This is a genomic window from Streptomyces sp. NBC_00435, from assembly GCF_036014235.1.
In the GTDB taxonomy this organism is placed as follows: Bacteria; Actinomycetota; Actinomycetes; order Streptomycetales; family Streptomycetaceae; genus Streptomyces.
Window position 1 is genome coordinate 5994073 of record NZ_CP107924.1, and the last position, 15620, is coordinate 6009692.

General features: G+C 70.8%; 7 protein-coding genes. 6 read left to right on the plus strand and 1 reads right to left on the minus strand.

Annotation, left to right across the window (positions count from 1 at the left end; genetic code table 11):
• Positions 1 to 13: 13 nt before the first annotated feature.
• Entirely contained in the window at positions 14 to 2536 is a 2523-nt protein-coding gene (locus tag OG389_RS27590; RefSeq protein ID WP_328301123.1) for a SpoIIE family protein phosphatase, read from the minus strand.
• A gap of 223 nt (positions 2537 to 2759) precedes the next feature.
• On the opposite strand from OG389_RS27590, the gene OG389_RS27595 reads away from it, so the two are divergent.
• From OG389_RS27595 to pgsA, 6 genes are all read left to right on the plus strand, one after another.
• The gene (locus OG389_RS27595; RefSeq protein WP_328301124.1) at positions 2760 to 8264 is read left to right on the plus strand and encodes a HAMP domain-containing protein; all 5505 of its coding nucleotides are present in this window, start codon (positions 2760 to 2762) and stop codon (positions 8262 to 8264) included.
• Between the two features lie 236 nt (positions 8265 to 8500).
• On the plus strand, positions 8501 to 9187 hold the full coding sequence (locus OG389_RS27600; protein WP_328301125.1) for a response regulator: 687 nt from the start codon (positions 8501 to 8503) through the stop codon (positions 9185 to 9187).
• A gap of 206 nt (positions 9188 to 9393) precedes the next feature.
• The gene (locus OG389_RS27605) at positions 9394 to 12195 is read left to right on the plus strand and encodes an FtsK/SpoIIIE family DNA translocase (protein WP_328301126.1); all 2802 of its coding nucleotides are present in this window, start codon (positions 9394 to 9396) and stop codon (positions 12193 to 12195) included.
• A 234-nt stretch (positions 12196 to 12429) separates the two neighbouring features.
• Complete coding sequence (locus OG389_RS27610) at positions 12430 to 13326, plus strand: helix-turn-helix domain-containing protein (protein WP_328301127.1); 897 nt, start codon at positions 12430 to 12432, stop codon at positions 13324 to 13326.
• 136 nt (positions 13327 to 13462) lie between these two features.
• On the plus strand, positions 13463 to 14956 hold the full coding sequence (gene rimO, locus OG389_RS27615; RefSeq protein WP_328301128.1) for a 30S ribosomal protein S12 methylthiotransferase RimO: 1494 nt from the start codon (positions 13463 to 13465) through the stop codon (positions 14954 to 14956).
• Positions 14953 to 15609, plus strand: a complete 657-nt coding sequence (gene pgsA, locus OG389_RS27620; protein ID WP_328301129.1) for a CDP-diacylglycerol--glycerol-3-phosphate 3-phosphatidyltransferase — start codon at positions 14953 to 14955, stop codon at positions 15607 to 15609. Before rimO ends, pgsA begins: the two co-directional genes overlap by 4 nt.
• Positions 15610 to 15620: the final 11 nt, after the last annotated feature.

The following is a 15620-nucleotide window of genomic DNA, read 5'->3' on the forward strand; positions in this document are numbered from 1 at the left end:
CACGGTGGCGTGTTCAGTCGCCGTGGCGCTGTTCCGGGATGCGGAAGGCGAGGATGGCCATGTCGTCCGAGGCCGGTTCGGCCGCGAAGCGTTCCACCGCGCGCAGCACGCGGGAGGCGACGGCGCCGGCGGTGAGGCCCGTACAGGTGGTGAGGACCTCGGCTAGGCCGTCATCACCCAGCATGCGGGTGCCCTCGCGGCGTTCGGTGATGCCGTCCGTGACGCAGAGCAGGACGTCGCCCGGGTCCAGGGTGAGGGTCTGCTCGTACAGTTCCAGGTCGTCGAGTACGCCCAGGAGCGGCTGCGGGTCCGCTGCGGGGACGACCTCGCCGTTCGGGCGCAGGCGCAGGGGGAGCGGGTGGCCGGCGCAGACGACCTTCATGTGGGCGCCGCCGTCGGGCTGGGGGTGCAGCTCGCCGTAGAGGAGCGTGAGGAAGCGGCTGCGGTCGCCCTCGTCGAGGATCGCCGCGTTGAGGCGTTCCAGTACGGCCGGGCCGCCGAGGCCCTCGCGGGCCAGCAGGCGCAGGGCGTGCCGGGCCAGGCCGGTGACGGCGGCCGCCTCCGGGCCCGTACCGCAGACGTCGCCGATGGCGAACCCGTAGACGCCGGGACGGATGGGGAAGACGTCGTAGAAGTCGCCGCCCACCTCGTTGCCCTCGCCGGCGGCGCGGTAGATGACCTCCACCTCGATGCCGGGGATGGCGGGGGAGCCGGGCGGCAGCAGGCTGCGCTGGAGGGAGCGGCTGATGGCGGTGCGCTCGGAGTACAGGCGGGCGTTGTCCAGGGCCAGGGCGGCGCGCCGGGACAGGTCCTCGGCGAGTTCGAGGATCTCCTGCCGGAAGTGCTCCTCGGAGGGTTTGCCGAGGGTCAGCATGCCGATGACGCGGTTGCGGGCGAGGAGCGGGAGGACCACCGTCTCGCCGCCGACCGCGAGGGTCGTCGCGGGCCAGGGCCGGGCGCCGGCCTCGCGGACCGGCTCGGGCGGACTGACCTGGGCGAGCAGGGCCTTGAGGCCGTCGATGCGTTCCTCGTCCTCGTGCAGGACGTAGGAGAGGAACGGGTCGGAGGCCTGGTCGGCGATGGTGTAGACGGCGCACCAGGTGGCGAGGGTGGGGACGGTCATCTGGGCCATGAGGGCCAGGGTCTGGTCCCGGTCGAGGGTGCCGGCGAGCAGGTCGGAGGCCTCGACGAGGAAGGAGAGGGAGCCGCGGCGCAGCCGTTCCAGCTCGCCGAGGCGGGCGGATTCGACGGCGAGGGCGATGCGGTCGGCGGCGAACTGCAGGCGCAGGGCGTCGTCGTTGGAGTAGCGGCCGGGGACCTCGGCGGCGACGCCGAGCGAGCCGGTGAGGCGTCCCTCGACCTTGAGGGGGACCGTGATGGCGGAGCGCATGCCGGTGGACTCCAGGAGCGGTACGGCTCCGGGGACGACGACGAGGTCCTCGTGGACGGCGGGCATGCGGGCGCTGCCGTAGCGGTTGGTGCCGGCTTCGACGGGGACGCGGGCGAAGCGCTGGCGGGTGGAGGGCAGGCCGGTGGTGGCGCGGACCTCCAGCTCGGTCTCGTCGTCGGTGGCGAGGAGGAGGAAGGCGGAGTCCGCGTCGAGGAGGTCGCGGGCGCGTTCCACGGTGCGCTGGAGGAGGCCGTCGAGGTCGTCGGGGGCGGGGGAGCCGATGAAGATCTCGAAGGGGTCCACCGGGCGGGATTCGGTGAGGTGGCCGCCGTCCACGGGGACGCGTACGGGGCTCTGGAGCAGGGCGCGCTCGTCGTCGTGGACGAGCAGGCAGACGATCGAGGGCTCGCCGTGGGCATCGCGGACCCGCAGGTGGGAGGCGTAGACGGGGATGACGCGGCCGTCGGCGCCGCGGATGCCGTAGCTGCCCTCCCAGCGGGACAGGCGCAGGGCCTCGGCGATGCCGGTGCCGGTGCCGGGGGTCTGCGGCCAGGCGGCGAGCTCGGCCAGCGGGCGGCCGACGGCCTTCTCGGCGGGGTGGCCGAAGACGATCTCGGCGTCCTCGTTCCAGGCGGCGACGGTGCCGGTGGCGTCGACCTGCAGGACGGCGACGCGGACCCGGCTGTCGGCGAGGGGGAGCAGCTGGTCGGGGACCACGGGGCCTGCGGAGCGGGTACCGACCGGCCGGTCCGGCATGTCGAGCCGGAACCACACGTGTTTGTTGGTGGAGGTGTACTCGACGCCCCAGCGGGTGGCGAGGGCGGCGCAGAGCATGAGTCCGCGGCCGCTCTCGCGGTCGGGGTCGGCGTACGGGCGCTCGCCGGGGTGCTGGAGGGGGAGCTCGCGCTCCGGGTAGCGGTCGGCGACCTCGACCCGTACGCCGTCCTCGGTGCGCAGGCACAGGACTTCGGCGCGGGTGCCGGCATGGACCACGGCGTTGGTGACGAGTTCGCTGGTGAGGACCACCGCGTCGTCGATGATGTCCGCGAAGCCCCAGCCCTGGAGGGTGTCGCGGACGAATGCGCGGGCAGCGGCGACCGAGCGCCCTTGGGGATCGAACGTGGCAGCCGCCCGTGCCGTGATCACAAGTCTCCTTCGACGCGGTGGACAACGGATGCCAGGTTACTTACCTTCGCGCTCGCCATGGTGCCGTCGTCTGGGAATCCACCCGCAGGGTGCGGCCGGTGTGCGATGGTGCCGGAGTGTTATGGCCGGGTTGGGCCGGGGTGAAACACTGGGCAGGCTTGGAGTCGGGTAGATGAACAAGATGCCCGGTGGAACAGCGGTCGACCCTTTCGGGAGGGACACGGTGGAGTCTGGCGCGGCGGTGCGGCGTACGGGAACGCGCCCGAAGGGAGGACGCTCCCGGCGGGGCGGTACGACGGAAGTCGATGCCGCGGCCCTGAACAGGCTGCTCACGGCCCTGGTGTCGATGCGGGACGGGAACTTCCGCAAGCGGCTGACGGTGTCCGGCGAGGGCGTGATGGCGGAGATCGCCGCCGTCTACAACGAGGTCGCCGACCGCAATCTCCATCTGACCGGGGAGCTGTCCCGGGTGCGGCGGATGGTGGGCCGCGAGGGCAAGCTCAGCGAACGGCTGGAAACGGGTGCCTGCGAGGGTTCCTGGGCGGCCGCGATCGATGCCTCGAACCAGCTGGTGGACGATCTGGCCCGGCCGGTGTCCGAGGTGGGCCGGGTGCTGTCGGCGGTGGCCGAGGGTGATCTCGACCAGCGCATGGACCTGCGGACCCAGGCGGCGGAGGGGGCCGGCCATCCCCTGCGCGGTGAGTTCCTGAAGGTCGGGCGGACGGTCAACAACCTGGTCGACCAGCTCTCCGCGTTCACCGACGAGGTGACGCGGGTGGCGCTGGAGGTCGGTACCGAGGGCAAGCTCGGTGGCCAGGCGCAGGTGCGCGGAATGTCCGGGTCCTGGAAGGATCTGACCGACTCCGTCAACACGATGGCGTACCGGCTCACCGCCCAGGTGCGTGACATTGCTCTCGTGACGACGGCGGTGGCCAAGGGCGATCTGTCGCGCAAGGTCACGGTGCACGTGGCCGGCGAGATGCTGCAGCTGAAGAACACCGTGAACACGATGGTGGACCAGCTGTCCTCGTTCTCCTCCGAGGTGACCCGGGTGGCCCGCGAGGTGGGTACGGAGGGTGAGCTCGGCGGTCAGGCGAAGGTGCCCGGGGTCGCGGGCGTGTGGAAGGACCTGACCGACTCCGTCAACACGATGGCGGGCAACCTGACCGCCCAGGTGCGGGGGATCGCCCAGGTGACGACGGCCGTGGCCAACGGTGACCTGTCGCAGAAGGTCCGGGTCAGCGCGCGCGGCGAGGTCGCGCAACTGGCCGAAACGATCAACCAGATGACCGAGACGCTGCGGACGTTCGCGGACGAGGTCACGCGTGTGGCGAGCGAGGTCGGGGCGAAGGGCCTGCTCGGCGGTCAGGCGCAGGTGCCGGGCGCGGCCGGGACGTGGAAGGACCTCACCGACTCGGTGAACACGGTCTTCCGCAACCTCACCACGCAGGTGCGGGACATCGCGCAGGTGACGACGGCGGTGGCCAACGGCGACCTGTCGCAGAAGGTCACCGTGAACGTGGCCGGCGAGATGCTGGAGCTGAAGAACACCGTCAACACGATGGTGGACCAGCTCCAGTCCTTCGGTGCAGAAGTGACGCGGGTGGCCCGCGAGGTCGGCGTCGAGGGTGAGCTGGGCGGTCAGGCGCAGGTGCCGGGCGCGGCCGGGACGTGGAAGGACCTCACCGACTCGGTGAACACCGCCTTCCGCAACCTCACGGGACAGGTCCGCAACATCGCCCAGGTGACGACGGCGGTGGCCAACGGCGACCTGTCGCAGAAGGTCACGGTCGACGTCTCCGGCGAGATGCTGCAGCTGAAGAACACCGTGAACACGATGGTGGACCAGCTGTCCTCCTTCGCCGACCAGGTCACGCGGATGGCCCGGGACGTGGGCACCGAGGGCCGGCTCGGCGGCCAGGCCCGGGTCGAGGGGGTGTCCGGCACGTGGAAGGAGCTCACCGACTCCGTCAACTTCATGGCCGGCAACCTGACCTCCCAGGTGCGCCAGATCGCCCAGGTGACCACGGCGGTGGCCCGCGGTGACCTCTCCCAGAAGATCGACGTGGACGCGCGCGGCGAGATCCTGGAGCTGAAGAACACCATCAACACCATGGTCGACCAGCTCTCCGCCTTCGCCGAGCAGGTCACCCGGGTGGCCCGCGACGTGGGCACCGAGGGCCGGCTCGGCGGTCAGGCGCAGGTGCCCGGTGTGGCCGGCGTGTGGCGGGACCTGACGGACTCGGTGAACGGCATGGCCGGGAACCTGACCTCGCAGGTGCGCAACATCGCGCAGGTGGCCACCGCCGTGGCACGCGGTGATCTGTCGCAGAAGATCGAGGTGGACGCCCGGGGCGAGATCCTGGAGCTGAAGAACACCCTCAACACGATGGTGGACCAGCTCTCGAACTTCGCCGAGCAGGTGACGCGGGTGGCCCGTGAGGTGGGCACCGAGGGCATCCTGGGCGGCCAGGCGGAGGTGAAGGGTGTCTCCGGCACCTGGAAGGACCTCACCCAGTCCGTCAACTTCATGGCGAACAACCTGACCTCGCAGGTGCGCAACATCGCCGAGGTGACCACGGCGGTCGCCATGGGTGACCTCTCCAAGAAGATCACGGTCGATGCGAAGGGCGAGATCCTCGAACTGGTCACCACCGTGAACACGATGGTGGACCAGCTGTCCTCGTTCGCCGAGCAGGTGACGCGGGTGGCCCGTGAGGTGGGCACCGAGGGCATCCTCGGCGGCCAGGCCCGGGTGCGCGGGGTGACCGGCATCTGGAAGGACCTCAGCGACAACGTCAACACCATGGCCGGCAATCTGACGGCCCAGGTGCGCGGGATCGCGCAGGTCTCGACGGCGGTGGCCAACGGCGACCTGACCAAGACGGTCACGGTCGAGGCGCGCGGCGAGGTCGCGCAGCTCGCCGACACCGTCAACACGATGGTCAAGACCCTGTCGTCCTTCGCCGACGAGGTCACGCGCGTGGCCCGCGAGGTGGGTACGGAGGGCCGGCTGGGCGGTCAGGCGCACGTGCCGGGGGTGTCCGGGACGTGGAAGGACCTCACCGACTCGGTGAACTTCATGGCGTCCAACCTCACCGGCCAGGTGCGGCAGATCGCCATGGTCACGACCGCCATCGCCAAGGGCGACATGACCAAGAAGATCGACATCGACGCCCGCGGCGAGATCCTCGAGCTCAAGACCACGATCAACACGATGGTCGACCAGCTGTCCTCGTTCGCCGACCAGGTGACCCGGGTGGCCCGCGAGGTGGGTACGGAGGGCATCCTCGGCGGCCAGGCCCGGGTCCGGGACGTCGACGGCACCTGGCGGGACCTGACCGAGTCCGTGAACGAGATGGCCGGCAACCTCACCCGGCAGGTGCGCGCGATCGCGGCGGTGGCCACCGCGGTGACCCGCGGCGACCTCAACCTCAAGATCGACGTGGACGCGGCGGGCGAGATCCAGGTCCTCCAGGACAACATCAACACGATGATCGCCAACCTGCGCGACACCACCCTGGCCAACAAGGAGCAGGACTGGCTCAAGGGCAACCTCGCCCGCATCTCCGCCCTGATGCAGGGCCGCCGGGAGCTGGACGACGTGGCCTCGCTGATCATGAGCGAGCTGACTCCGGTGGTCTCGGCGCAGCACGGCGCGTTCTTCCTGGCGCTGCCGGCCGGCGGACCCACCGAGATCGGGACGGAGGGGGGCGCGGACGGTCCGTACGAGCTGCGGATGCGCGGGAGTTACGCGTACGCGGGCGGCCAGATGCCCATCTCCTTCCGGCCGGGGGAGGGGCTGATCGGGACGGTCGCCGAAGAGAAGCGCATGATCCTGATCGAGAACACCCCGCCCGGCTACCTGAAGATCTCCTCGGGGCTCGGCGAGGCGCCGCCGGCGCATGTGATCGTGCTGCCGGTGCTCTTCGAGGGGACGGTGCTCGGTGTCATCGAGCTGGCCTCCTTCCAGCCGTTCACGCAGATCCAGAAGGACTTCCTCAGCCAGATCGCCGAGATGATCGGCACGAGCGTCAACACCATCTCCGTCAACTCCAAGACGGAGATGCTGCTCAAGCAGTCGCAGGAGATGACCGAGCAACTGCGCGAGCGCTCCGACGAGCTGGAGAATCGGCAGAAGGCCCTCCAGGCGGCCAACGCCGAGCTGGAGGAGAAGGCCGAGCTGCTGGCCCAGCAGAACCGGGACATCGAGGTGAAGAACACCGAGATCGAGGAGGCCCGCCAGGTCCTGGAGGAGCGCGCCGAGCAGCTCGCGGTCTCGATGCGCTACAAGTCGGAGTTCCTGGCGAACATGTCGCACGAGCTGCGGACCCCGCTCAACTCGCTGCTGATCCTGGCCAAGCTGCTCGCCGACAACGCGGACGGGAACCTGTCGCCCAAGCAGGTGGAGTTCGCCGAGACCATCCACGGGGCCGGCTCCGACCTGCTCCAGCTGATCAACGACATCCTCGACCTGTCGAAGGTCGAGGCCGGGAAGATGGACGTCTCCCCGACCCGGATCGCGCTGGTCCAGCTCGTCGACTACGTGGAGGCCACTTTCCGTCCGCTGACGGCGGAGAAGGGGCTCGACTTCTCGGTGCGGGTCTCCCCGGAGCTCCCGGCGACCCTGCACACCGACGAGCAGCGGCTGCTGCAGGTGCTGCGCAACCTGCTGTCGAACGCGGTGAAGTTCACCGACACCGGGGCGGTGGAGCTGGTGATCCGGCCCGCCGGGGCCGACGTGCCGATCGCGATCCGCGAGCAGCTGCTGGAGGCCGGTTCGCTGCGCGAGGCGGACGCCGATCTGATCGCCTTCTCGGTGACCGACACCGGGATCGGGATCGCCGCGAGCAAGATGCTGGTGATCTTCGAGGCCTTCAAGCAGGCCGACGGGACCACCAGCCGCAAGTACGGCGGTACCGGCCTCGGGCTCTCCATCAGCCGCGAGATCGCCCGGCTGTTGGGCGGGGAGATCCACGCGGCGAGCGAGCCCGGCCGAGGGTCGACCTTCACGCTGTACCTGCCGCTGCACCCGAGCGAGCTGCCCCCGCAGGGGTACGCGCCGCCGACGCCCGGGGGTGCGCGGGCGGAGCTGTACCGCCGCCCGGCGGCCGAGGAGGCGCGGCCCGCGCTGCCGGCGGCGCCGGCCCAGCAGGGCCCCGTAGGGCCCGCGCAGCCGATGGCCCTGCCGCGCGCCGGGGAACCGGCCGGGCAGGGGTCGTCGGCGCTGTTCCGGCGGCGCCGCAAGGCGATGAGCGAGCCGGCGTTGCGGGCGGAGGTGCCGGGGCAGGGCGACGTGGAGCCCTGGGCCGTCGACGAGCCGCTGCCGGTGGTGCCGCGCTCGTACGACTTCCACGGGGAGCGGGTGCTGATCGTGGACGACGATGTGCGCAACGTCTTCGCGCTGACGAGCGTGCTGGAACAGCACGGGCTGGCGGTGCTGTACGCGGAGAACGGCCGGGAGGGCATCGAGGTGCTGGAGCAGCACGACGACGTGGCGCTCGTGCTGATGGACATCATGATGCCGGAGATGGACGGGTACGCGACGACCTCGGCGATCCGGCGGATGCCGCAGTTCGAGGGGCTGCCGATCATCGCGCTGACGGCGAAGGCGATGAAGGGGGACCGGGAGAAGGCGATCGAGTCCGGAGCCTCGGACTATGTGACCAAGCCGGTCGAGCCCGACTACCTACTGTCGGTCATGGAAGGGCATATGCGGGGCAAGTGAGACGTGGACGGGCGGGCGGGGAGGGACTCGCGAGGGAACCTTCTGCGCTCCCGCCACGTTTCCGATCCGTGCACAGTGACATCTTGGTGACAGGGTGTGGCGATCTCGGGACTGGGGCTACGATGACCGGCACAAGGACGGACGGCGCAAGGATGCCGTCCTCTGGGGCGGGGCCCGGCGCACAGGCCGGTGCCAGGAGCCGGGGAGGCCCCATGCCGGGGCGAGGAGGACAGGGCATGGTGCAGAAGGCCAAGATCCTCCTGGTCGATGACCGGCCGGAGAATCTGCTGGCGCTGGAGGCCATTCTCTCCGCGCTCGATCAGACACTGGTCCGGGCGTCGTCGGGGGAGGAAGCGCTCAAGGCGCTGCTGACGGACGATTTCGCGGTCATCCTGCTGGATGTGCAGATGCCGGGCATGGACGGATTCGAGACGGCCGCGCACATCAAGCGGCGGGAGCGGACCCGGGACATCCCGATCATCTTCCTCACGGCGATCAACCACGGTCCGCACCACACCTTCCGCGGGTACGCGGCGGGCGCGGTGGACTACATCTCCAAGCCCTTCGACCCGTGGGTGCTGCGGGCCAAGGTCTCGGTGTTCGTGGAGCTGTACACGAAGAACTGCCAACTGCGTGAGCAGGCGGCGCTGCTGAGGCTCCAGCTGGAGGGCGGCAGCACCAACGGCGCGGTGGACGGGTCCAAGGAGACGGCCGGCCTGCTGGCCGAGCTCTCCGCGCGGCTCGCCGCCGTGGAGGAGCAGGCGGAGGCGCTCACCAAGCAGCTCGGCGAGGAAGCGGCCGATCCCTCGGTGGTGGCCACCGCGGCCCATCTGGAGCGCAAGCTCACCGGTCTGCGGCGGGCGCTCGACGCGCTGGAGCCGGGGACCGGCGGCGGGGCTCCCGTGCTGCCCGCGCAGGGCTGAGGGGCGTGGGGCTCGTAGCTCCGGGGCTGGTCCCCGCAGGGCAGGGAGCCCGCCATTGAGGCCGCTTGGCGGTCCGTCAGGTCTGGCGGAGAGTCAAGACGGGCCACGGGCACGGGGCGTCACCCGTGCGCGGACGGCGGCGACACGAACGGGTGAAGGGGTGGGCACGCGTGTCCACCGGGGCGCGCACCGGTAACCTCTGGGCCATGGCCTCAAGTACGTCCGGTAAGGGTTCCCAGAGCACTGCGGGCACCGCGAAGGGCCGCACCGGCCGTACGACGGCGCCGGCGAAGAAGGCTGCCCCCGCGCGCAAGCCGCCCGCCAGGAAGACGGCCGCCACCAGGCGCGCCCCGGTCAAGAAGGTCGCGCCCAAGCCCGCGCCGTCCCCCACCGGGGGCGTGCTGCGGCTGGTGCGCGCCCTCTGGCTCGGCATCGCGCACGCGGTCGGAGCGGTCTTCCGCGGCATCGGGCAGGGCGCGAGGAACCTCGACCCGGCCCACCGCAAGGACGGCCTCGCCCTGCTGCTGCTCGCGCTCGCGCTGATCGTGGCCGCCGGGACCTGGTCGAACCTGAGCGGACCCGTTGGGGATCTGGTGACCATGCTGGTCACCGGCGCCTTCGGGCGGCTCGATCTGCTCGTGCCGGTCCTGCTCGGCGTCATGGCGGTACGTTTCATCCGTCATCCCGAGCAGGCCGACGCCAACGGCCGCATCGGCATCGGGCTCTCCGCGCTCGTCATCGGAGTCCTGGGGCTCGTGCACATCGCCTGCGGAGCTCCCGGGCGGGACGAGGGCACCACCGCCATGCAGAACGCGGGCGGGCTGATCGGCTGGGGCGCCTCGAAGCCGCTGATCTTCACAATGGGCGCGCCGCTGGCCGTGCCGATGCTGGTGCTGCTCACCGTCTTCGGGCTGCTGGTGGTCACCGCCACCCCCGTCAACGCGATCCCGCAGCGGCTGCGGAGCGCGGGGATCCGGCTGGGCGTGATCGCGCCGAACGAGTACGACCAGGGGTACGGGGAGACCGGGGGAGCGGCCGCCGACGGGCAGGACCGCCAGGACCGGCAGGACCGGCACGACGCCGCGCAGTGGCGGGCACACTCCGGTGGCGCGGGTACGGGTGATCCGGCGGAGGCCGCCGAGGAGGAGGCGCTCGCCCGGCGGCGCCCCCGGCGGGCCACCGGCCGGCCGGCCATGGACCGGCAGATGGACGCCGTCGACGTGGCGGCCGCGGCGGCCGCCGCGCTGGACGGGGTGGTGTACGGCGGAATGCCGCCCTCCCCGCTGGTCGCGGACCTCACGCACGGCATCTCGGTGGAGCGCGAGGGCGCGGAGATCACCGCTCCGGTACCGGCCGCCCGCGAGGAGGACCCGCCCGCGTCCGCGCCCGCTGCCGACGCGTCCGCGGCCACGTCCGCGCCGCACGACACCACCGCGGCGGCCTCCGGGACGCTGTCCGTCCCTGACCTGACCAAGGCCCCGCCTCAGACCCAGGCCCTGCCGCCCCGCGCCGAGCAGCTCCAGCTGCGCGGCGACATCACGTACTCCCTGCCCTCCCTGGACCTGCTGGAGAAGGGCGGGCCCGGGAAGACCCGGAGCGCCGCGAACGACGCGGTCGTGGCCTCGCTGACGAACGTCTTCATGGAGTTCAAGGTCGATGCGAAGGTCACCGGTTTCACCCGGGGCCCGACGGTGACCCGCTACGAGGTGGAGCTGGGACCGGCCGTGAAGGTCGAGCGGATCACGGCGCTGGCGAAGAACATCGCCTACGCGGTGGCCTCGCCGGACGTGCGCATCATCAGCCCGATCCCGGGCAAGTCGGCGGTCGGCATCGAGATCCCGAACACCGACCGCGAGATGGTCAACCTGGGGGACGTGCTCAGGCTGGCCGACGCGGCCGAGGACGACCACCCGATGCTGGTGGCGCTCGGCAAGGACGTCGAGGGCGGCTACGTCATGGCCAACCTGGCGAAGATGCCGCACGTGCTGGTCGCCGGCGCCACCGGCTCCGGCAAGTCCTCCTGCATCAACTGCCTGATCACCTCGGTGATGGTGCGGGCAACCCCGGAGGACGTCCGGATGGTGCTGGTGGACCCCAAGCGGGTGGAGCTGACGGCGTACGAGGGCATTCCGCACCTGATCACGCCGATCATCACCAACCCGAAGCGGGCCGCCGAGGCGCTCCAGTGGGTCGTGCGCGAGATGGACCTGCGCTACGACGACCTGGCGGCCTTCGGGTACCGGCACATCGACGACTTCAACAAGGCGATCCGCGACGGCAAGATCAAACTGCCGCCGGGCAGCGAGCGGGAGCTCAGCCCGTACCCGTACCTCCTGGTGATCGTCGACGAGCTCGCCGACCTGATGATGGTGGCCCCGCGCGACGTGGAGGACTCGATCGTCCGGATCACCCAGCTGGCGCGTGCGGCCGGCATCCACCTGGTGCTCGCCACGCAGCGGCCCTCCGTGGACGTGGTGACCGGTCTGATCAAGGCGAACGTGCCCTCGCGGCTCGCCTTCGCCACTTCCTCCCTCGCCGACAGTCGGGTCATCCTCGACCAGCCGGGCGCGGAGAAGCTGATCGGCAAGGGCGACGGGCTGTTCCTTCCGATGGGGGCGAACAAGCCGGTCCGGCTGCAGGGCGCCTTCGTCACCGAGGACGAGATCGCCGGGATCGTGCAGCACTGCAAGGACCAGATGGCGCCCGTCTTCCGCAACGACGTCACGGTCGGGCAGAAGCAGAAGAAGGAGATCGACGAGGAGATCGGCGACGACCTGGACCTGCTGTGCCAGGCGGCGGAGCTGGTCGTCTCCACGCAGTTCGGGTCCACGTCGATGCTCCAGCGCAAGCTGCGGGTGGGGTTCGCTAAGGCCGGGCGGCTGATGGACCTGATGGAGTCGCGGGGGATCGTCGGGCCGAGCGAGGGGTCGAAGGCGCGCGACGTACTGCTGAAGTCCGACGAGCTGGACGGAGTGCTCGCGGTGATCCGTGGGGAGACTTCGGAGTAGCCCGTACCGGGGCAGCCCGCACCGGCGCGGCCGCAAAGGATCGGGGCACAACCGTTTCCCCCGGGCGTGCGTCCAGTTGAGGGAGATGGTGGTGCGTTCCCGGCCGCCGGACCGGACGGGAGCCTCCTGGCCATTCGTATGGCGTAGGGAGGCCCCCCTCCGGTTGCTCCACCCTTTCGTCACCCCCCTAGACTGGACATCCAGCAGGTGGCTACACGCTCGAAAGGCGCCCTCGTGTCCATCGGCAACTCCAACTCCCCCGAAGAAGAGCGGCCTTCGACCGACGACCGGTCCGAGGACCGCATCGTCGAACGTTCCGTCGAAGAGCCGTCGATCGGGACGGCCCTCAAGAAGGCCCGGATCGCCGCCGGGCTGACCGTCGACGAGGTCAGTTCCACCACCCGCGTGCGCATTCCGATCGTGCACGCGATCGAATCCGATGATTTCTCGCGCTGCGGCGGCGATGTCTACGCCCGTGGCCACATCCGTACGCTCGCCCGCGCCGTGCGGATCGATCCGGCACCCCTGATCGACAGCTACGACGCGGCCCACGGCGGCCGGCCGGCACCCACCCCCGCCGCGCCGATGTTCGAAGCCGAGCGCATCCGCCCCGAACGGCAGCGGCCCAACTGGACCGCCGCCATGGTCGCCGCCATCGTCGCCGTGATCGGCTTCGTGGGCTTCACGGCCTTCGGCGGCGGCGACGAGAAGGCGAAGCGGCCGGTGGCGGAAGGCACCACCGTGCCCAAGCCCGCACCCACACCGAACGCCGTCAAGCCTTCCGTCCAGGCGCCGCCGGCCCCGAAGGCTCCCAAGCCGGACCCCTCGGACAGCGCCATCGCCGCCGCGCCCAAGGACCTCGTCACGGTCGTCCTGACGGCCAACGACGGCGAGAGCTGGATCTCGGCCAAGGACCACAGTGGCCGGCTCCTCTTCGACGGCACCCTCACGCAGGGTCAGTCGAAGACGTTCACGGACAAGGAGTCCATCGACCTGGTGCTCGGCGATGCCGGGGTCGTGAAGCTCTTCGTGAACGGCAAGGAGATCAAGGACGAATTCCAGCCCGGACAGGTGGAACGTCTCACATACACCAAGGACGACCCGCGCCAGGGACAGGCCCAGGCGGGCTGAGCGGCCGCGGATCAACGGCTGACCAGCAAGGAATAAAACGTTCCGGATCCCCGGGGTGCCGCGCCGCACTCCGGGGATCTTGCCGTACCGGGACGGGCGGCGGGGGCCGGTGCCGGGACGAAGTAGTCTTGAGCCCATGCCCGAACGCCGTACCGTCGCCCTTGTCACTCTTGGCTGCGCCCGTAACGAGGTGGACTCGGAGGAGCTCGCAGGCCGCTTGGCGGCGGATGGCTGGGAGCTCGTCGAGGACGCCGCCGACGCGGACGTAGCCGTCGTCAACACCTGCGGCTTCGTCGAAGCCGCCAAGAAGGACTCCGTAGACGCCCTGCTCGAAGCCAACGATCTCAAGGATCACGGCAGGACGCAGGCCGTCGTGGCCGTCGGCTGCATGGCCGAGCGCTACGGCAAGGAGCTCGCCGAGGCGCTCCCCGAAGCGGACGGTGTACTCGGCTTCGACGACTACGCCGACATCTCGGACCGCCTCCAGACCATCCTCAACGGCGGCATCCACGCCTCCCACACCCCGCGTGACCGGCGCAAGCTGCTGCCGATCAGCCCGGCGGCGCGCCAGGACACCGCTGTGGCCCTGCCGGGCCACGCCCAGGAGCCCGAGGCCGCCCCCGCGGACCTGCCGGAGGGCCTCGCGCCCGCCTCCGGGCCGCGCGCGCCGCTGCGCCGCCGCCTGGACAAGAGCCCCGTCGCCTCCGTGAAGCTGGCCTCCGGCTGCGACCGGCGCTGCTCCTTCTGCGCCATCCCGTCCTTCCGCGGCTCCTTCATCTCCCGCCGCCCCAGCGACGTACTGGGCGAGACGCGCTGGCTCGCGGAGCAGGGCGTCAAGGAGATCATGCTGGTCTCCGAGAACAACACCTCGTACGGCAAGGACCTGGGCGACATCCGCCTGCTGGAGACCCTGCTGCCCGAGCTGGCCGAGGTGGACGGCATCGAGCGCGTCCGCGTCAGCTACCTCCAGCCCGCCGAGATGCGGCCCGGCCTGATCGACGTACTGACCTCGACCCCCAAGGTCGTCCCGTACTTCGACCTTTCCTTCCAGCACTCGGCCCCCGACGTGCTGCGCGCCATGCGCCGCTTCGGGGACACCGACCGGTTCCTGGAGCTGCTGGACACCATCCGGTCCAAGGCGCCCACGGCCGGCGTCCGGTCCAACTTCATCGTCGGCTTCCCCGGCGAGAAGGAGTCGGACTTCGCCGAGCTGGAGCGTTTCCTCACCCACGCGCGGCTCGACGCCATCGGCGTCTTCGGCTACTCCGACGAGGACGGCACCGAGGCCGTCACGTACGACAACAAGCTCGACGCCGACACGATCTCCGAGCGCCTCGCCCACATGCAGCGCCTCGCCGAGGAGCTCACCTCGCAGCGCGCGGAGGAGCGGATCGGAGAGACGCTGGAGGTACTCGTCGAGACGGTCGTCCCGATCGACGAGGCCGAGGACGGCGAGGGTGCCTACGGGCGCGCGGCCCACCAGGCCCCCGAGACCGACGGCCAGGTCGTCTTCACGGACGGCGCGGGGCTCGTCCCCGGGCGTATCGTCACGGCGAAGGTGGTCGGCACCCTCGGTGTGGACCTGGTTGCGGAGCCCCTGGGCGTGGATCTTGAGGAGGCGGCCGGATGACCGGAGCCCCGGCATCTGCGGCGGGCGGGACCGGCCGCCGGCCCGTGCCCGGCGCGAAGCTGGGCGCCGCGGCGGTCAATCAGGCCAGCCTGTGGAACATCGCCAACATCCTGACGATGATCCGGCTGGTCCTGGTGCCGGGATTCGTCATGCTGCTGCTCGCCGACGGGGGATACGACCCCGTCTGGCGGGCGCTGGCGTGGGCGGCGTTCGCCGTCGCCATGATCACCGACATCTTCGACGGGCATCTGGCCCGGACGTACAACCTGGTCACGGACTTCGGGAAGATCGCCGACCCCATCGCCGACAAGGCGATCATGGGGTCGGCATTGGTGTGTCTGTCGTGGCTCGGTGACCTTCCCTGGTGGGTGACCGGGGTGATCCTCGGCCGGGAACTCGGGATCACGCTCCTGCGTTTCTGGGTCATCAGGTACGGCGTGATCCCCGCGAGCCGGGGCGGCAAGCTGAAGACCCTGGCCCAGGGCACGGCGGTGGGCATGTACGTGCTCGCGCTGACCGGGCCGCTGGCGACGCTGCGGTTCTGGGTGATGGCGGTCGCCGTCGTCCTGACCGTGGTCACCGGCCTGGACTACATCCGGCAGGCAGTCGTGCTCCGGCGCAAGGGACTGGCCGCGGAGCGTGCCGCGCGGTGAACCTCGCGGGG

Coding starts and splice junctions, on each gene's coding strand:
- pgsA (WP_328301129.1), top strand. CDS start 14,953: ATGACCGGAGCCCCGGCATCTGCGGCGGGCGGGACCGGCCGCCGGCCC.
- rimO (WP_328301128.1), top strand. CDS start 13,463: ATGCCCGAACGCCGTACCGTCGCCCTTGTCACTCTTGGCTGCGCCCGT.
- OG389_RS27605 (WP_328301126.1), top strand. CDS start 9,394: ATGGCCTCAAGTACGTCCGGTAAGGGTTCCCAGAGCACTGCGGGCACC.
- OG389_RS27600 (WP_328301125.1), top strand. CDS start 8,501: ATGGTGCAGAAGGCCAAGATCCTCCTGGTCGATGACCGGCCGGAGAAT.